This window comes from Sphingomonas benefaciens (assembly GCF_052907485.1).
In genome coordinates this window covers 82281-99943 of the sequence record NZ_JBREIC010000008.1, presented here as the reverse complement: position 1 = coordinate 99943, position 17663 = coordinate 82281, and the positions used below count along the sequence as shown (strand labels likewise).

Sequence of the window (17663 nt, the reverse complement as noted above, 5' to 3'; positions counted from 1 at the left end):
CAGCGGCTGACGGTCGGCCGAATAGTATCCACCTTTCTTTGCTTCACACCATCGTGCGGACGAAAGTTTCAACGCAAGTGATGTGAAATGCCGTCGATCTATCGTGCTGGGGCCCTTTCGGCCGTGGCTGCAAACAGGGCTGGTAAGGCGGCGATGGCCCGGTCAATCGCGAATTCCTGCTCGATCCGCTGCCGTGCAGCGACGGCGAGGCGCGCGCGCAGCGCCGGGTCCGCCGCCAGCCGGGCGATCCCATCGGCCAGTCCGATCCAATCCGCCGGGTCGAACAGCAAGCCGCTGGTCTCGTCGCGGACCAGCTCTGGAATACCGGCGACGCGGGTGGCGATCACCGGCACGCCGAGTGCCATTGCCTCCATCAGCACGACCGGCAAGCCTTCCATGAAGCTCGGCAGCACCAGCACGTCGGCGGCCGCGATCGAGGCCAGCGCCGTGCGTTCGTCCTGTCGCCCGACGAATTGGACCTGATCCCCGATGCCAAGCTGCGTAACCTGCGTCTGCAGCGCAGCTGCGTCCGGTCCGTCACCGACCAGCGTCAACACGACTCTGATGCCGCGGTCGCGCAGCAGAGCGACGGCCTCGAGCAGTCCCGCCTGCCCCTTCTCCGGCGATAGGCGGCCGACCGCGATTAGCTGCAGCGGCTTCGGGAGGTCGCTGGGGGCGGGCAATGTCGGTGCGGCCGAGGACGGCAGATCGGTGAGGTCGACGCCGCAGCGCACCAGCGACAGCTTATGCCATTGGTTGGTCGGGATAGTCCGCATCGCCTGAGCCATGCCGAAGCGCGAGACGCAGGCGACGAAATCCGCCGCGGCGATCTTGTCGGCAAGCAGCAGGCCGGCAGGATAATCGAATTCGGAAATGCCATGCAGCGTCAGGCTCCAGTCGATGCCGGCGAAGCGGCTGGCGAGCAGGCCGACGGTGGCCGCCGAATTGGCGAAGTGATTGTGGAGGTGGCGGACGCCGTCCGCCTCGAGACGTCGGGCGAGCAGGATCGCCTCGGCGAAATGGAACAGCGCCCACAAGGCCGCGCGTGCACCCGGCACGCGATGCCGCCAGGCGAGCGCCAGCGTCCTGACATAGCGCCCCGGCCGCGACACCAGCGCCGCCAGATGGGCCTTGGCATAAGCGAGCTTGGGCTGCGCCAGCACCGTGAACGTATCCGCTGCGGCGGCCCGGTCGAGCGGTGCCTCCAACCCGACGGGCGGACGCTGGATGCTATAGGTGGCGATCGCCACACCCAGCGCGCGCACCGCCGCGATCTCGCGCCGGATGAAGGTGTGCGACGGGGCGGGATATTGGCTGGTCAGATAGCCGATGCGTTGGGTCATTTGTAAACGATCGTTCCACCCGCGACACGCGTCGACCGTCGCCAAAGATAACGAAGCACGCCCCAGGTTTCCGCCACTTTGCTGATCATCAGAAGTCCGCTCCGTTGCCATGAGAAGCGGCTGGTGATCCCGTCTCGGACGGCCATGCGTGTCATTTGTGCAAGGTATAGCACCGGCGGAAACAGGCAGAGCAGCGGGTTCTTCGCCATCACACCAATAACGAAGGCGATGAGCGGGATCATGCCCCAGAACAATGTGCGAAGGAGTTCACGCTGATAAAGAGGGTGGGGCCGCTTTCTGGTCGTATGCCATGCCTGGGCATAACCATATCCGCTGCGGATCGCTCTTCTCCAATATTGGACTAACCGGGTCATGGCCGCATCATGATGCGTCATGTCCGCATCCATTCTATATATCTTCCAACCGGCAAGGGAGAGCCGCGAGCATAGTTCGGGTTCTTCGCCAGCGATGAGATGGCGATCGAAGCCTCCGACTTGGCAATAGGCGTCCATCCGCATCAGACAGTCCCCGCCGCATGCGGCGACATCTCCGATCGGTGTGTCCCACTCTAGATCAGCAAGTCGGTTATATAGCGATGCCTCTGGATGACGTTCCAAGCGCCGGCCACAGACCACAGCGTATTGCGGGTTGTGATCAAGAAACGCTTCGGCCTTTTCGATCCATCCGGGTGCGATCGTACAATCTCCGTCGATGAACTGAATGTAGCTGACCGTTGCGTGGCGAGACAGTAACGCCTTCACGCCTTCGTGGCGGGCTCTTGCAGCTGTGAATGGCTGGGAGAGATCAAGGTCTATCACGATGGCGCCAGCGGCTAAAGCAGCGGCCTGGCTGCCGTCGCTTGATGCGCTATCAACATAGACTATCGGTTTTTCTGACGATTGCAGCGAGCGCAGGCAATCGACCAGTCGTTTGCCTTCATTGCGGCCAATCACGACAATGGCAGTGGTTGCGTCCGGTGCATTCATGGCGGTTTGCTGATCATACCGCTGCTGCGCCGTCAACGGCCATATAAGCGGTTCAACAGGCCACATCGGCCCTCTGTAGGCCATTGATCATATAAGGGGATCGGCAGCGCGCATGGTGAGGCGCTGCCGACCGGTTCAAATCCGGCCGCCGCGAAGCACACGGCGGTCTGGCGACGCCGGTAACGCAGCGCCCCGCCGATCAGGCCGAAGCCGAGGATTATCTGCAGCCACGCCGCTAGCTCCGGCATCTCCGTCAGTGCCGCGAAAGAACGATAGGCATCCGCGGTGGTGAAGCGGTAGTGGCTGTTAGCAAGAACGTTGAGGCCGACATGACTGGCAACGACATAGTTTGCCAAGGCCCCCGCCGTGATGCTCAACGATCCTGGTGCAGTGAATGCATTCTAGCTGTCGACGCCGCCGACGGCGTGACCGATCTCGGTCGCAAGATCTTATCACAATGGATAAGATAGGACGGGAAATGTCAGTGAAAATGCTCTTTTACGTCAAGCTATCAGAGGGAAAGAGAAAGGAAGAGGCCCCGCGTCATCTACCGGTCGCGGCTACGATCCGCTGCCATGCAGCGCGGCGCCGTAGCTCCACCAGACGGAAAGCGCCGGGACGACACCAATGACGGCAAACAGGCCGCGCCAGGCCACGACCATCGTGGCCAAGGCGATCGTCAGTACCGCATCCTGCCGCAGGAAGGAGAGATGCTGTGCCCGGCTGGATCCGGCCTGAGATATGTAGCGCACCATGTCGGCGGTCGCGATCACGAACAGGGCCGCGACCATGCCGTCGATATGTAGCGCGATGGGCAATCCCACGCAGGTGAACAGGAACTTCAGGATGTTGGCGCGCGCCGCATGGGCCGGTCGCCGGGTTCCCATCAGCACCGAATCCCCCAAGGTCGCCAAGATCGAGAACCAGATGCTGGCCAGAAGGATCGGCAGCATGAAGGCGGCGGCATGATAACGCTGGTCGTACAGGACGATGATGATGCGGTCGGACACCGCGATCGCCACCGCCAGCCCGCTTGCGATGAGTAGCAGCAGACGGCGCCTCGTCGCCGTCAGCATGGTGCGCAGGGTGCGGCCATCCTGTTGCATGGCCGAGATCTTGGGGAAGATCAGCATCTCGCCGATCCGATGGACGAGCTGTCCCGCCGCATCAGAAAACGTGCGGGAGACGCCATAGACGCCCAAGACCGCGAACGGCACCGCCTTGGCGAAGTACAGCCGGTCGTAGTTCATCGCCAGAAAATAGGTCAGCGACGAGACAAAGACCCATTTTCCGAAGGATACGATCTGCTTGACCGACTTCTGCTCGAGCTGGAACTTCAGCACGCCACGATCCATCAGTGCATGGGTGAGGAGCGTCTGCAGCAAGGCCGTGACGATCAGTCCGATGAACAGGGCCCAGATGGTTGGGGTATAGAGAGCCAGGCCGACGTTGACCGCCAGCGAGGCGACCGACAGCACCATGTCGGTGAACGCATAGGCTTTGACCTTGCCATGCTTCATCATCAGGAAGCGCGACGGCGCCTGCAGGCCCGACAACACGAACAGGATCGACATCAGCGGAACCAGAATGGTGAGTTCCGGCCGGTTGTAGATGTGAACGATCGGGCCGGCGATGATCAGGACGAGGAGACCGAGGACCAGGCCGCGGAGGGCCTGCAGCGTGAAGGCGGTGTTGAAAAAGTCCGGCTCGTCGCCGCGCGGGTTGCTGATGATGTTGTGCGAGATGCCGATATCTGACAGCAATTCGAAGCCGGTGCGCAGCGTGTTGATGATCAGCATGATGCCGAACAGCTGCGGTGCCAGGAGCTTGGCCAGGACAACGCTGGTCGCCAGGCGCATGGCCTGGCCAAACACGTAGGAGCCGGTCACCCATCCGACCTGCTGGAGCGCGGCGACGCGGGGAATGCGGGCAAGCATCCGGCCGAACCAGCGCGGCGGCACCGGTTCACTCTGTGGGCCAGCGATAATTTCTGCCGCGCCATCGCTGCAGATCGCGTCGCTTTGCTTGCTCGTCATACCGTTACAATGCTCCGCGGCGTCGCTGGCGGGAGCCATCCGCGCTGTGCCCCTATTGGGCGTTCGCGGGCCCGGCAATCCCAGTCTTCATCGACGGGTGGACCGGTTGGGGACGATCAACGGCGCGTTGGGGGCCTTGTGCCGCTCGCAGGCATGATAGGTTCGACGCCGCCAATGTGACGGCGGACCATGCGGGATGATCGATCCTGATGGTGTGCCGGTGTGAGACACGGGGAAGCCCGTCTCGCGCCGGAGCTGAGGGGGGGCGGCGCGCCGCCCCCAATCCTAGCGGGCCGGTGCGTCCACCAAGCGCTGGGCCGCGAGATAGGTCAGGTTGCCCCGCTTCAACATCGTCCCGTCGCCGATCTCGCCGTCTGAGCAGTTGAGCAACTGGCCGATGCACAGCTGTTCCCACTTGGCGCGCGTCGGCGGATCCCAGGCTTCGATGTAATCGGCATGGAAGGTCGAGCCACCGGCCATCTTCATGCCATTCATGTGGTCGGAGGAGAACCACACGTCACCGTCGCTTTGCTGGATCGTATAGGCGAGCTGCTGGCGCAGCTGTGGTATGATGTAGGGATGCGTGGATGGACATTGCGGATACGACTGCCCGATGTATTTGGCTTGGGTGACGTGCGATCGATGATCCGCGCTGTCGAGCTGCCCGTTCCAGCAGGCGCCGAAATTGATCGCCGACATGATCTGCCCGGCACCGCCGCAATCGGCGATCGCCTCGGCCAGCGTGGCCCGTTCGATCTGGGGCTTGCCGTCGGTGATGCAGCGATGCGAATAGGTGGCATTCTCGGGCTGGGCTTCGCCCATTCGCATCATGTCATAGCCGGAGACGATGCGCAGCCCGGTCGGCAGGGCAACGCACCCCTTGTCGGATTCGCGCAGGCATTCGGGATCACCGTCAGGCAAGCGCTTGTAATAGATCATCATATAGTCCGGGACGATGACCTTGCCGGCTGCGTTCATCAGCGCCGGCACCCAATAGGCCGAGCGGTTCAGCTTGTTCGAACAGGTGCTTTCGCCGCTCGTCCGCAAGCTGGCATAGGTCGAGTTCGCATTGCCCTCGGTGTTGCCATACCATTGGTGGAGATGCATCGACCCGCCCTTGACGCCCGGATACAGGATCGGGTCGTCGTAGTTCAGCTGGCCGGCGGTGCAGATGAAGCGGAAGGCGCCGACATTGTCGGGCTTGGCCGAGGGCACCGGATTATGGGCGCCAGGCACGAGGAAGGGCGCCGTGTCGAAGTTGCTGGCGATCGGCGTCACCGCCGACGGTTGCACAAAACCCGTCGACGTCGGCGTGGGGCTCGCAGCGGGGGTCGGCGTGGGGCTGGGTGTCGGTGCCGAAGCCGGTACCGAGCCGGTGCCGCTCGTCGTGACGACGGCAACCGGACCGGTGGAATTGGCACCGCCACAGCTTGCCAGGACTAGGGCTGCGAGGACATGCATGTTGAACGCCCGATACATCCTTCGCCGCGGACGAACCAGCGGTCGCGTGCTATCGTGGTCACTCATTTCCCCAGTCGCTCCGGTAGACATCTTGCGTCCACCTTGGGCGACTAGGCTTTCCTTTTGGTTAAAGATGTCGGCCACTTAGCCGGTCGAGCGGATTAGCGGCCGACCAGGCGTGCTATCTTTGCGATAGCCGGTCTGACACCGCCTTCATCGCTCCTTCATGCCTGTGCGATGTTGAGCGCCCGGTTAAGGAACAAGCGGTCCGACACGGTACGGCCGAAGCTGTGCGACGGCTTTTCGACCAGTCGGTACAGGATATGGGCGATCATGATCGCTCCGCCCGACATCGCCAGTAGCGAGGGAAGCGGATGCGCGGTCGGTGCGCCTCCATCCCAAATCCACCACGTCGCGAGCATGAACACGAAATGGTGGCTGAGATAGAGTGAGAAGGAGATCCGACCGAGATAGACCATCGCCTTCGTCTTGAAGATGGCGGCGGCTCGGCCCATGCTCAGCGCCAAGCCGTAGATGAGGGCGGCGCTGCCGAAGACCGACAGCGGCGCGAGGCCGGCAACGCTAAGGGCGACCAGGAACCCGGCCAGCCCCAGGAATGCGATGACATCGGCCGATACGCTGCCGGATTCCCGGATCAGGAACATTCGTCCGAGCAGAACGCCGGCGGGAAAGGTCAGGATCATGCGGAGAACGCCCACATCGCTGTGATACCGCACCATGGTGTACAGCAGTAGTAGCGTGACGACTCCAATCATGCAGTTGATTTTGTTGTCGATCTTACCTGCGAAGACGACGATCGCCGGAAATGCCGCATAACCGACCATTTCCGCGCTGAGACTCCACGAAGGACCGTTCCATTCGCCTGAAAAAGGCAGGCCAATCCTGTTGGTCAATGTCGCGGTCTGGATGAAGCCCTGCAGGCTATAGGCATCGCTGAACCCGGGAATGGTTCGTACCCAGGCCACATATTCCGGCAGCATCATGATCGTGATGGCGATCATCGCCATTATCACGAGGTGAAGAGGATAGACGCGAAGCGCCCGTGCAAGATAGAATCGGCCGATGGCATGAAGCTCCAGCCAACTGAAGTCGGATGATGCGCAAGGGTGAGGATGAACCCCGATAGCAGGAAGAACATTTCGACGCCGTAATTGCCGTTCGTAATGACCGGCATCGCGCCTGTGATGCCGAATGACTGGGCAATCGGGAGATGGTGGGCAAGCACCAGCACAGCGACTGCGCCACGTATTCCTGTCAGGCTCAAGATGGTGTTGTGACGATGCGGCTGTCGATGTTCTATGGTGCCCCCACCCGGTGTTTCTTCTCGCGAAGTTCCGACACTAACAGATCCGGGTTTTGGAATCCATTATCACCAAGATGCTCTTTTATCACGACGTTGAGGAACGGGAGACCGATTACACGCGCGGCCTGGCATGCACGACGCCGCCATCCCGCTTCCGCGACCATCTGACGTGGCTGTCACGCCATTATAACGTCACCAGTCTAGAGGCGCTGCTGTCTGGTAAGGTCGCCGACCGCGCGGTCGTCATAACCTTCGATGAGGGATACCATTCCGCTTACAGGAATGCTTATCCTTTATTACGGGAATTCGGCATACCGGCGGTCCCGTACCGATATCGGCGAGGTCGGTGGCGAGAACCGCAGCTTGCGGCCGATGGCGATCGGCAGGACGCATCTCGACGGCCAGTCGGTGGCTGGCCTGTTTGCGCGAACGGAAGTGGTCGAGCCGGTCAAGGCGAGACTGCGCGCGCTATTGTCCTGATCGAGACAGAGGCACCGCAGGCCGGTGATTGCGTCATGCGCTGCTTGCCAATTGTCCCCATTTGGCGGCTGATCGATGCGCGGACATATCGCAATCTGCGGCAGCGTGGATTATCGCCATGGCTTCTAACGCCGGCGCGCCGTCTCGCCTGCCGGAATCCCGTCAGGCAGCGATCGTCTGGCAGTGCGTTGCGGAGTCCAAGCATGTTCGACCCACTCCAGCCACCGGCCGGGCCCAAGGCTGCATCGGCGGTGACGACGGGCGTCTGCTGCGTCGAGTTCGGCCGGCTCGAGGAGCAAACCATCCTGATGGTGCGATCCCTGCGCGCCTTTGGCGGTGCGCTGGCAGACATGCCGGTGATCGCGGTCATCGGCCGCTCCGGAGCGGCGCTACGCGCTTCAACCCGGCTTGAACTGGACAGGCTCGGGGTGCGTATCGTCCGCGCAGCTGCCGGCACCAACCCGGCCAGCTGGCTGAACTATGGCAACAAGGCAGCCGCGGTGGTGACCGCGGAGGCACTGGCTGATACCGATCAGATCACCTGGCTCGACAGCGACATGGTCTTCATGGGCAACCCTGCCGGGATCGTCTTGGCCGACGGCGAGGATCTGGCGATCGCGCCGATCGACAATCCGCCTGCGATCTACCCCGATGACGATGCCCATGCCGGATATTGGCGACGGGTGTGTTCCCTGCTGGGGACCAGCTTCGACGACGTGCCATGGGTGGATTTCAACGGCAAGACGTTCAGGCTGAACTGCAATTCGGGAGTCTTCACCTGGCGCCGGGGGTCGGGTTTCGCCGAACGCTATAATAGGGCCTTCGCCCGTCTGCTCGGCTCACGGCTGGCGCAGAAGACGGGTGAATTCTTCACGATCGACCAGGTGATCCTGACGCCCCTGGCCCAGGGCCTGACATGGAAGATGCTCACCATGCAGGATCACGCCTTCTCGCCGAGCGCCTTCTTCGCCTATGGCACGGCGCCCGCGCTCGACGGCGTCCGCATCCTGCATTATTCGACGGCATTCAATGGACCGTTTCGATCCGATATCGAGCGGCGTATCGCCGACGCTAATCCGGCATTCTCCCAGTGGCTCAAGGCGCAGCATATCGAGAGCGACCAGGCGTCGTGGGGCGCCCGCGCGCTGGCCAAGGCGCTGAAGACATATCGCGGGTTACGCTATCGCGCATTCGCGCGACTGGTCGACCGCGTCGACTAGCTCGCCTCTCCTGTTTCTGCGCCGGTTTCGTTCAGAAGACGAACTTGGATGGCCGTAATGGCGAGTCCATTCGGGTGAACAGCATATCAATCTGGGCAGGGTCGTCGCCGGTCGGCTGGGTCGGCCCCGAGATTTCATAGGGATGGAAGCCCCGTTCGTTCATGAACGACAGCACCTCGAGCATGGTTGGCGCGCCCTCGTTTAGGACAGGACTGCGACCTCGAGCTGCGCGAGATCGGCGCGGCAGAAGGTTTCCTAGCCGCCAGCCAGGATCTGCAGTTTCGCGCCCTGCACATCGATCTTTAGGAACAACGGGCCGGCTATGCCCGTAGCGACGTTGTCTAGCGTATCGCTGATCAAGGTATCGCTTCTGCGCGCAGCATTGCTGCATTTGGGCAGCAAGGACGATCTCTTTTCCATCTTGGAGAAGGTGACGCTTTCCCTGCCCGTCAGGTCAGGACTGCCGACACATATTGCACATCCTCAAGGTCGTGGCAGGTCTGCTGCAGCATCGCGTCGCGCTGCGGCTGTGCCTCGATCATCAGGGTCGGCAGCGAACCTAAGACGCGGTGGACCATCTTAGTCCAATCGCCGTGATAGGCGCCAATGTCGATCACGGCCCGCGGCTGGTACCTCTTCAGCTTGAGACGCTGATAGGCCGCTTCCTCCAGCGGCACCTGCGACCCGATTTGATCAATTGTCTGGTCGAAATCAGAAGCGCGCGAAACGTGGCTATTCTCCTCGTGCCTGCTCGGCCCAGAAGCAACCCTTTAATTCGATGGGCGCCGTGGAGAAGGTTGTTCTCTCAGCGCTGTGGAATGGGCAGCGAGGGGAAATGTTCGCCTCCTGCGCGTCATCATCCTGGTTACTACCGCAGAACCTCACGGAGGGGCTGCGGATCTATTGGGGACGCTGGCTCGAACAGCGGCTCTGCCCGGCGCGGCCGTCGGCGCACCGCACTCCGCATGCCAAGGCCCATGATGAAGCCCAATGAGATACCAAGCAGATACTGCGTATATTCGAGAACGAAGATCCACTCGAAAAAATTGTGCATCGCGACGGTCAGCAGGACGACCACCGGACCAAGCGCCAGTTCGCGATCGGGCGAGACCGGCTTGCTCCATGCCGCTCGCAGGCCGACCAGCACCGCCGTGACGTAGAAGAGGATGAATGAGATCAGGCCAAGCCATCCGGTTTCGGCGGCGATCAGCAAATAGGCATTGTGAACGTTGGCGGAGCGTGACCCCGACGTCCAGATCACGCCGGCGCGGGCCGAATATCCCTTGGTATTGGCGATGACCACATATTCGTTGGCGCCAACGCCGAACGGATGGTCGGTCCACATAGCCCTAGCCGCCCGTTCGAAGGCGTCTCGTTCGTTGTACGTGCCATCCAGGCTCGACTTGGCGAACCGGTTCTGCAGCGTGAGGTAGGCCACCGGGGCAACCACCAGCATCAGCGCGGCCCCTGCCCCAACGATGCGCATCTTCTTGGCGGTCGGCCGCCGCAGCAGCGAGAACAGGACCAGCAGGACGATGCCCGCGACGGCAAAGCCGAGTGTGCCGCGGGACGCGGTGAGCGCGATCGTGATCAGCGCCGAGCCGACGCCCGCCTTCAAGACCGCGGCCTTGTCACCAGTCAGCATCAGTGCCAGCGGTATTAGCAGCGCAAAATGGGTCATCATGCCGAGCAGGTTCTGATGCCCCATGGTGCCCGGAGCCTGGGCGATGCCCTGGCCGAAATGTTGATAGACGGAAAACCCCGCTTGGAAGATGATGCCGTAGCATAGACCATAGACAATATGGCGCGGGGCATCGGAATCGACGGAGATTCTGGCAACCGCGGCCGCGACCAGAAACACGCGCATAAGCTGCCACGCATACATGAAGGATGCGAACGGCAGATCGGACACCAACATCGATGCGAGGACCGCGGCGATGTACAATCCCAGCATGACAAGCACGCCATGGCGGATCGGTCGCTTCGGCGTGCTGAGCAGCAGCCCTACGGCCAGCAGGTCCGGCAGGGCGATCAGAATTCCCTTCACATAACCGGGCCAATAGACCCAGGAGACTAGCGAAACGGACAGATGCGCCCAGCCGTAGATGAAGGGCGATGCACCGAGGAGCACCCATACGACCCGTCGCGTGTTCGCATTGGCCTTTATCGCAGCCGCGAGCACTGGAATACTGAGGAAGAACAGCAGCAGGCCGATATAACGCATCAGGCGGTCCTAGACAGGGAATGGAGATGCGGCCGCTGCACGCCGCAAGTGCCGTGAAGACGAACCACTGGGCACGTCACGCGAGAAGGATTATCGGATCAGGTCCAATTTCTCCAGCACGTTGATGTCGGAGGGGTCCACTTCATGCGCCTGGGCGGTGATGAACGGCAGTGTCGCATGGCCGGTCGTGATCAGCGACCATTGCGCGACGCCACAGCCGAAAATGATCGGGCCGTCCGGCAAGCCCTGTGCCTGCAGCTGCGAGCGGGTCAGGGCCTCCAGCTGAGGCGGCCGCACCGAGAGGTAGATCACCGTCTGCTGCATGTCGTGCATGGCTCGGACCGCCTGTACCGCTCCCTCATTCGCGGCGACGTCGGCGAACCGGGGGGCGAAGTGGCTTGAGCCGCGCTCGAACAGAAAGCCGTCGACGCTCACTAGGAAAACGCGGCGACGTTCGAGTTCCTTCCGCCATTCGTGGATCGTTCCCCAATCCTCGTAGCGCTCGACCTTCTTCACCCGAAACGAGGCGCCGTTGAGGATCATGTAGGCGATGATCTCGGAGATGTATAACTCGCCGCTGCCGGTGCGCGCCGGACCTTGCAGCTCGTCATAGGCGGCGACGAATTCGCCGGCGTCCTGGAAAAAGTATCCGCCAACGCTGAACAGGTCGGATATCACCTGCTTTTCCCGGATGTTGACCAGGATGCCGTCCTGATCGACCAGCGTATAGCTCTTGTTGCGCGCGTTGATCAGGTCGAAGTCGTGCAGCGAGGCGACGCTGACGTAATTGTAGCTCTCGTCAAGATGATCGATCGCAAAGTGATTGTCGCTGTCCTTCACCAGAACGGGGCCGGTGATGCCGTGGCGCTTGATCGTTTCCGCCACCGTTTCCGACTGGCTGCGCGTCGGCTGATCGAGGATGACGCAATCGACCGGACCGCCGAATGCGGACTGCAACCCGGCAAGGGCGTCATATTTGACGACATGTTCGCGAAGGATGGTGAACACGAACCTGTCGAGCGGCAGATTGAGACCCGCCACCGCCCGCACGACCATCGGGACGCCATCATGGTCTGGCAGCATCCATTTCGGCGGCATGTCGGGAAAGCGCGACGACGAGCCGGCACAAGGGACAATCACACGCATGCTGGACCTCAGAAGAATGATTGGGCAGAGCGCGAAAATTGCTGCACCCGTGCCGTGACGAACTGCACGTCGTGCTCGCTTCGCGCGTAGGGAAGGATGCGGGCAAAGGTAAGCGCCAGCAGCAGATAGTGCCAGTTGGCATAGCCCGGCACTAGCTCGCAGGCCGAGCGGTGCCAACGGTTTCTCAGCCAATGGACGACGCCGCTCGAAATGGGTTTGCGCCGGTGCAGATACCAGCGGCCTTCGCATTCCTGGAACAATTTGGCCCAATCGAACCAATAATGATCAACTGGCGACTGGATCGGGTCGATCAGCCACAGTTTGTGCTCGGCGCCGACCAGGATGTTCTCGAAGGTCAGGTCGCCGTGGCATACCGTCGCGTGCGGCGCGACCGACGAAAGGTCCGCGGCCTGTATCATCTCGCGCAGCGGCTCGAGCAGGTCGGCGAAGCCACCCGATGTCCGCACGTCGATTTCGGCCAGCTTCAGCAGCAGCGGCTGCACCGTCGGCGCAGTCTTGTCCGGCAGGGCGCATTCGGAAAGGCGCCGGATGAGCTGTTCGATCGACCCGGCAAAGCGCTCGACATCGCCGAAGGAGACGGTGGCCAGAAACGCATTGGCGTCCCGCGACGGGACGAATTCCATGTCGAAGTAATACAGGCCGTCGATCTCGCCCTCGGCCAGGATCTCGGGGACCTTGGCCGCACCAACGAGCTGTTCGCGCAACCAGCGCTGGCGAGCGGATTGCACCCGCATGGGGTCGTTGTTGTCACTGGTCATCGCCGCCTTGCGGACGAACTGGGCACCCCCCGGATTGCGCAGCAGCGCGATCGCCGCCCCGGAGAAACCCGCCAGGGGAATCACCTGCCGGAACGACGAGAAGCCGGGATGGATGTTGAGCGCGTCGCCGTGGACCTGGCTCATGCGGCGAACGACAGATCGGCGACATCGAACGCGGTCATGCCCGAGGCGCGGGCCGAGATCAGGCCGGCGGGCGTGTCCTCCAGCACGGCACAGCGGGCCGGCGCAATGTCCATCATCGTCGCGGCAAGGCGGTAGGGCTCCGGGTCGGGCTTGCCATGTGTGACGTCGTCACCGGTCACGATCACCTCGAAACGTTCGGACCATCCCAAGGTCTGCAGGATGGCGCTGACGCCGTGGCGATTGCCCGAACTGACCAGGGCGCACCGCACCTGCCCGACGGCCGTGTCGAGAATGTCCGCGGCCGGCAGGCGTTGCGGCTGCCGTGTCGCCAGAATGTGGGTGAATGCGGCCTTCTTGTCGCCGTGCAGGCGGCGCAGGTCGAAGGTTGCGGGATCACCGCCGGCCGCCGTGACGAAACTGCCGATCACCTCACTGGCGGGGGGGCCGACGAGCGCGATGTAATCCGCCCAGACCAGATGCAGACCATGGTCCTGCAGCACCTGTCGATAGGCTTCGTAATGGAGCGGCATGGTGTCGACCAGCGTACCGTCCAGATCGAATAAAATGGCATCGAAAGCGTCGATCAAGCGGCTCGCACTGGGCATGGCGCAATTATAACCGCTGCATTTTAAAATGCGCCTAAGATGATGATGCCATAACGGGATTTGTCCCGTATTGGCGGCCCCCGAAGCTCGTCGACGAGCCGGGGGGCCGCTGGGACGGGGAATGTTTTGGACAGGGCGAGCGACGTGAACGAGTCAGCAGAGCGGGTTACAGGCGTGCTGGCTAGTGCGGAGACGTCGCTTGCCGGCGGGGATGTTGAGGCAACGCTGGCCGTGCTCGCCGATGGCCTGGCGGTGCATGGCCCGGATTTGCGACTGTTGGCGCTGGCGGCGAGCGCCTGGGTGACGCTGGTCGACCAGGGGCGCGCGCTGGAGAATTGGGCGCCTGCCAAGCGCGACGCGCTGCTTCGCCACCTCATCGTACAGGAGGACTGTGGCGTCGATCCACCCATCCTGCATCACCGGATCGCCGCGCAGCACACGGGCGGCGTCGCCGGCCATCTGAACCGCCAAGGCAAGGCGCTCGGCTCCGTTCTAGAAACCCTACTGGCCGAAGCCCGCCCTCACCCCAAGGCCATTCTGCTCGCCCTGCTGCTACGGGAGGCGCTGCCCGGAATCGACCAGGATCGGCTCAGCGACCTTCATCGCCAAGCGTTCGCGATGTTCAAGGTCGGCGATCTCCAGATTCCGTACAGCGTCATCTTCGACCGCCATAGCTTTCGGCGGAACGTCACCGACCTAGCAGCCTATGTCGCAGACCGCGGCCTGGCCCTGGTCGAGGGCGGCGTGCCGCTGCCGCATCTGCTGTTGCTGTTCTGGCTGGTGCCGCAATCGTTCGATGCCCTTCCCGAGGACTGGGCGGCACGGGCCGTACGCCAGACGCGCGGGCGCCCGCTATCGGCGGACGATGCTGCCGTCATCCGGTCGCTGGAGTTGCGTTTCGATATCCGACCGCCGTCGAACGAGGCGCTGACGCCGTGCGCGGACAATCTGGCGGCGTTGCGGTGTCGATTGGCGGGCGAGAGCCAAGGCGGCGACATCCGCAGTGTTGCGCATCTCGAGCAGCGGCCGCGACAGGCTGTGGCGGGTCTGCTCAACATGGCCCGGACCCGGATTCCTGCGCTCCGCTCCCGTCGCCGTTTGCGGGTCGCGATCTGCATTTCGGGGCAATTGCGTGGGTTTCGCCGGGCCTGGCCGACATGGCGCCCGCTCCTTGCAGATGTGGATGCGACGGTGTTCGTCGATAGCTGGCGAAAGATCGGCCATGGGACGCCCGAACCGTTCCGTTCCACCTTGCCCTTCGAGGGGGCGGAATTCTGTGCGGCCTACAAGCGCGTCGGCACGGAAATCGGTCTCGAGGAACTGCGCCTGCGCTATCCCACGCTGTTCGCCGCCCTAGACCAGGGGGGCACGGTCGACGAGCGCACGCTGCAGGCGGTGTACCGGACGCCGCATGTTCGGCTCGATGACGAAACCGATGCCGCCTTCGCTGCCTTCACGAATAGCGACAAGATGTATTATAAAATTCAGCGCTGCTCGGAGATGATGCAGTCTGCGGATGGCGATTTCGATCTGGTCGTACGCTTTCGCCCCGACAAGCCGATCCAGCTCGTCGCATTCCAATGGGCCGAGTTGCTGGCGGCCTTGCGGGCTCGTCCGGCGCTTTATGCGGAAACCGCGCTGGGCGCCCATTATGGTGCGCTGCTGATGGGGGATCAGGTGGCGATCGGGCTGCCCGAGGCGATGCGCGTCTATGCCGGGACGTTCAGCCTGTCTCCGCCGATCGCGGCGCTGGCACCCTATCGCATGGAGCAGCGGCTGTGGGGGCATACCAGCATCGCGCAATTCTGCTGGTTCGCGGATTTGGACGTCCGCAAGGTCCCGATCAAATTTGGTCCGTTCATGGAGGCCGAGCCGCTGGCCGCCGAAGCCATCGCCCTGGCGCTGCGTACCGACAGTGCCGGTCGGATGGACGTCATGGACAAGCAGCTCATCGACGCCATCCAATCCGCCCGATGACATTGGCCGGGGCGATGTCGTCAGGAGTGACGCCGGCCGGACATATGGCCGGCAATCGGCGCTCGTCGCATCCGGGGCTAGCGCAGGCGGGCATGAAGGGCGGCAAGGATGATCACGGCCGCGCCGGCGAGCCATGCCCATCCGACGACCATGACCGGTCCGATGCCCCTGCCCAGCAGGCCGTCGATACCGTGGATCGATATCGCCTGGACGCAGAACAGTGCGATCAGGGCCATCACCGTCAGCCATGCCCAGCGCCGCGCGCCGTGTCGCGACAAGGCGATGCGGACGCCCGCGACACCGACCGCCAGCAGAACCGCCACCATGATCGCGACCTGCAGGCCGGCGTGACCGACGTAGGCACCATTGTTCATCAGCATGGTGCGGACGGTATCGTGCAGCATCCAATGGGCGCCGGTCGCGATGACCAGCGCCATGGCGACGAGGATGGCCGCGATCGCCAGCCAGTCCTTTCGGCCCAGCGACCCTGCAACCATCGCGGCGATCAGCAATGCTGCGATACCGAGCGTATTGGTGCTGTGGGCGAGATGAGCCATGAGGTCCGTCTAGTGACAGGAGAGGCTGTCTGTCTGCAATATTGATGACCTATCTTGGCTATGCGATGGTCGCCGTGCTGTTGTTCGCCCGGCTGCCCATCCGCACTGCGATCGTCACGACCTATGTCGGCGGCTGGCTGGTGCTGCCGGTCGGCAGCTATGCGGCCTATCGGTCGGGCTTCACCATCGAACTGATCGGCACGATGCTGCCTGCCCCGGCGATGCTGCTCAACAAGACCTGGGTAGTGGCCATTGTCCCCCTTGTCCTTGCGACGATCCGGGCGCCGCGTGCCTGGCTGGCCTGGCGGCCGGAACCGATCGACCTGCCGGTCCTGATCTTCTGCCTATGGCCGTTGCCGGCCGGCATCGCTGCGGCCGCGCCATCGCCCGCACCGATCGTCGCCTGCGCCTATCTCATGGCGGTCTGGGCTGCACCCTGGCTGCTGGCGCGGATCTATCTGGACGACGCGGCGGGGCGGATCGCGCTGGCCAAGGCCTTGACGATCGGCGCCCTGGCGATCGCGCCCTTCGCGCTGGCCGAGGGCATCGCCGGACCGTTCCTGTATCCGCTCGTCTACGGCCCCCATCCGTATATCGCCGACGGGGTCGATCGCTATATCGGATTCCGACCGTTGCTGATGTTCGAGGACGGTAATCAATATGGCATCTTCGTCGCGCTCGCGGCGCTCTGCGCGATTGCGCTGTGGCGACAGGGCGGCAGCCGCGTGCAGGCCGTCCATGCCGTCATCGTCACCGGCCTGGCAATCCTGTCGCAATCCGCCGGGGCGATCCTGCTGATGCTGGCCGGCGCATTCGTGCTGCTGGCACCGGTCCGTACGCGCGATCTTCGGCGTGTGGCGATCGCCGTCGCGGCGCTGTGCGTGATCGTCGCACCCCTGTACGTCTCGGGCGCGCTGCCGATCGAGCGGCTGGTCCGCCATACCGCCCCCGGCCAGAAACTGCTCGCGGTGGTGCGGGCGACCGGCCGGGGATCGATTGCCTGGCGCGTCTCGCAGGATCAGAAGGTCGCCGGCCTGATCCGACAGCACCCGGTCGTCGGCACGTCGCGCTGGGACTGGTGGCGCCCCAGCCAGACCCGGCCGTGGAATCTGGCATTGCTCATCATCGGGCAATTCGGCGTGATCGCCTTCGGCCTCGCCGCATGGATTCTCGGCTACGGCAGCATCCGCCTGCTGGCACGGCGTGACCGATACGGGATCGTCGAACAGGGGCTGGCCTTGGTCGCCATACTGGCGGCGCTGGACGCGCTGCTCAACGCCTTTGTCTTCGTTCCCGCATTGCTGGCGGCTGGCGCGATTGCATCAGGCCGCCAGCCGCTGACCACGGAGCGGCGCGACCCGCAGCGGGCGCGATAGCCCGC

General features: G+C 63.1%; 17 protein-coding genes. 3 read left to right on the top strand and 14 right to left on the bottom strand.

The features are described from left to right. Positions 1 to 98 precede the first annotated feature (98 nt). From ACU5AX_RS19365 to ACU5AX_RS19335, 7 genes are all read right to left on the bottom strand, one after another. A complete protein-coding gene (locus ACU5AX_RS19365) occupies positions 99 to 1343 on the bottom strand; it encodes a glycosyltransferase family 4 protein (protein WP_446692195.1) in 1245 nt (414 codons plus the stop codon). Next, entirely contained in the window at positions 1340 to 2395 is a 1056-nt protein-coding gene (locus ACU5AX_RS19360; RefSeq protein WP_446692194.1) for a glycosyltransferase family 2 protein, read from the bottom strand. The genes ACU5AX_RS19365 and ACU5AX_RS19360 overlap by 4 nt, the downstream gene beginning before the upstream one ends. Continuing rightward, positions 2362 to 2706, bottom strand: coding sequence for a hypothetical protein (locus tag ACU5AX_RS19355; protein WP_446692193.1), 345 nt, complete (start codon positions 2704 to 2706; stop codon positions 2362 to 2364). Before ACU5AX_RS19355 ends, ACU5AX_RS19360 begins: the two co-directional genes overlap by 34 nt. A gap of 183 nt (positions 2707 to 2889) precedes the next feature. Continuing rightward, entirely contained in the window at positions 2890 to 4365 is a 1476-nt protein-coding gene (locus ACU5AX_RS19350; RefSeq protein ID WP_446692192.1) for an oligosaccharide flippase family protein, read from the bottom strand. 285 nt (positions 4366 to 4650) lie between these two features. Continuing rightward, positions 4651 to 5826 (bottom strand): DUF1996 domain-containing protein, encoded by a 1176-nt coding sequence (locus tag ACU5AX_RS19345; protein ID WP_446692191.1) that lies wholly within the window; start codon positions 5824 to 5826, stop codon positions 4651 to 4653. A gap of 224 nt (positions 5827 to 6050) precedes the next feature. Further along, positions 6051 to 6860, bottom strand: a complete 810-nt coding sequence (locus ACU5AX_RS19340; RefSeq protein WP_446692190.1) for an acyltransferase family protein — start codon at positions 6858 to 6860, stop codon at positions 6051 to 6053. After that, the gene (locus tag ACU5AX_RS19335) at positions 6857 to 7078 is read right to left on the bottom strand and encodes a hypothetical protein (RefSeq protein ID WP_446692189.1); all 222 of its coding nucleotides are present in this window, start codon (positions 7076 to 7078) and stop codon (positions 6857 to 6859) included. Before ACU5AX_RS19335 ends, ACU5AX_RS19340 begins: the two co-directional genes overlap by 4 nt. Before the next feature lie 125 nt (positions 7079 to 7203). Here ACU5AX_RS19335 and ACU5AX_RS19330 point away from each other — a divergent pair, with 125 nt between their 5' ends. Further along, positions 7204 to 8850: a GT-B fold glycosyltransferase domain-containing protein gene (locus ACU5AX_RS19330; protein WP_446692188.1), complete on the top strand. Its 1647-nt coding sequence runs from the start codon at positions 7204 to 7206 to the stop codon at positions 8848 to 8850. Between the two features lie 31 nt (positions 8851 to 8881). Here the strand turns inward: ACU5AX_RS19330 and ACU5AX_RS19325 are convergent, their stop codons facing one another. The 6 genes from ACU5AX_RS19325 to ACU5AX_RS19300 form a co-directional block, all read right to left on the bottom strand. Further along, complete coding sequence (locus ACU5AX_RS19325; protein ID WP_446692187.1) at positions 8882 to 9034, bottom strand: hypothetical protein; 153 nt, start codon at positions 9032 to 9034, stop codon at positions 8882 to 8884. Positions 9035 to 9299: 265 nt separating this feature from the next. Then, positions 9300 to 9467 (bottom strand): class I SAM-dependent methyltransferase, encoded by a 168-nt coding sequence (locus ACU5AX_RS19320; protein WP_446692186.1) that lies wholly within the window; start codon positions 9465 to 9467, stop codon positions 9300 to 9302. A 251-nt stretch (positions 9468 to 9718) separates the two neighbouring features. Beyond that, positions 9719 to 11074 carry an O-antigen ligase family protein gene (locus ACU5AX_RS19315; RefSeq protein WP_446692185.1) on the bottom strand — a complete coding sequence of 452 codons (1356 nt, stop codon included), beginning with the start codon at positions 11072 to 11074 and terminating at the stop codon, positions 9719 to 9721. Between the two features lie 90 nt (positions 11075 to 11164). Beyond that, entirely contained in the window at positions 11165 to 12220 is a 1056-nt protein-coding gene (locus ACU5AX_RS19310; RefSeq protein ID WP_446692184.1) for a glycosyltransferase family protein, read from the bottom strand. A gap of 8 nt (positions 12221 to 12228) precedes the next feature. After that, positions 12229 to 13143, bottom strand: a complete 915-nt coding sequence (locus ACU5AX_RS19305; protein ID WP_446692183.1) for a phosphotransferase — start codon at positions 13141 to 13143, stop codon at positions 12229 to 12231. Next, complete coding sequence (locus ACU5AX_RS19300; protein WP_446692182.1) at positions 13140 to 13748, bottom strand: HAD family hydrolase; 609 nt, start codon at positions 13746 to 13748, stop codon at positions 13140 to 13142. Before ACU5AX_RS19300 ends, ACU5AX_RS19305 begins: the two co-directional genes overlap by 4 nt. A gap of 126 nt (positions 13749 to 13874) precedes the next feature. Here ACU5AX_RS19300 and ACU5AX_RS19295 point away from each other — a divergent pair, with 126 nt between their 5' ends. Further along, entirely contained in the window at positions 13875 to 15725 is a 1851-nt protein-coding gene (locus tag ACU5AX_RS19295) for a hypothetical protein (protein WP_446692181.1), read from the top strand. 77 nt (positions 15726 to 15802) lie between these two features. Here the strand turns inward: ACU5AX_RS19295 and ACU5AX_RS19290 are convergent, their stop codons facing one another. Beyond that, positions 15803 to 16282, bottom strand: coding sequence for a hypothetical protein (locus tag ACU5AX_RS19290; protein ID WP_446692180.1), 480 nt, complete (start codon positions 16280 to 16282; stop codon positions 15803 to 15805). Between the two features lie 44 nt (positions 16283 to 16326). Between ACU5AX_RS19290 and ACU5AX_RS19285 the strand changes: the two genes are divergently transcribed. Beyond that, a complete protein-coding gene (locus ACU5AX_RS19285) occupies positions 16327 to 17658 on the top strand; it encodes a hypothetical protein (protein WP_446692179.1) in 1332 nt (443 codons plus the stop codon). Positions 17659 to 17663: the final 5 nt, after the last annotated feature.

Coding starts and splice junctions, on each gene's coding strand:
- ACU5AX_RS19305 (WP_446692183.1), bottom strand. CDS start 13,143: ATGAGCCAGGTCCACGGCGACGCGCTCAACATCCATCCCGGCTTCTCG.
- ACU5AX_RS19310 (WP_446692184.1), bottom strand. CDS start 12,220: ATGCGTGTGATTGTCCCTTGTGCCGGCTCGTCGTCGCGCTTTCCCGAC.
- ACU5AX_RS19300 (WP_446692182.1), bottom strand. CDS start 13,748: ATGCCCAGTGCGAGCCGCTTGATCGACGCTTTCGATGCCATTTTATTC.
- ACU5AX_RS19360 (WP_446692194.1), bottom strand. CDS start 2,395: ATGTGGCCTGTTGAACCGCTTATATGGCCGTTGACGGCGCAGCAGCGG.
- ACU5AX_RS19315 (WP_446692185.1), bottom strand. CDS start 11,074: ATGCGTTATATCGGCCTGCTGCTGTTCTTCCTCAGTATTCCAGTGCTC.
- ACU5AX_RS19345 (WP_446692191.1), bottom strand. CDS start 5,826: ATGCATGTCCTCGCAGCCCTAGTCCTGGCAAGCTGTGGCGGTGCCAAT.
- ACU5AX_RS19350 (WP_446692192.1), bottom strand. CDS start 4,365: ATGACGAGCAAGCAAAGCGACGCGATCTGCAGCGATGGCGCGGCAGAA.
- ACU5AX_RS19325 (WP_446692187.1), bottom strand. CDS start 9,034: ATGCTCGAGGTGCTGTCGTTCATGAACGAACGGGGCTTCCATCCCTAT.
- ACU5AX_RS19365 (WP_446692195.1), bottom strand. CDS start 1,343: ATGACCCAACGCATCGGCTATCTGACCAGCCAATATCCCGCCCCGTCG.
- ACU5AX_RS19290 (WP_446692180.1), bottom strand. CDS start 16,282: ATGGCTCATCTCGCCCACAGCACCAATACGCTCGGTATCGCAGCATTG.
- ACU5AX_RS19285 (WP_446692179.1), top strand. CDS start 16,327: ATGACCTATCTTGGCTATGCGATGGTCGCCGTGCTGTTGTTCGCCCGG.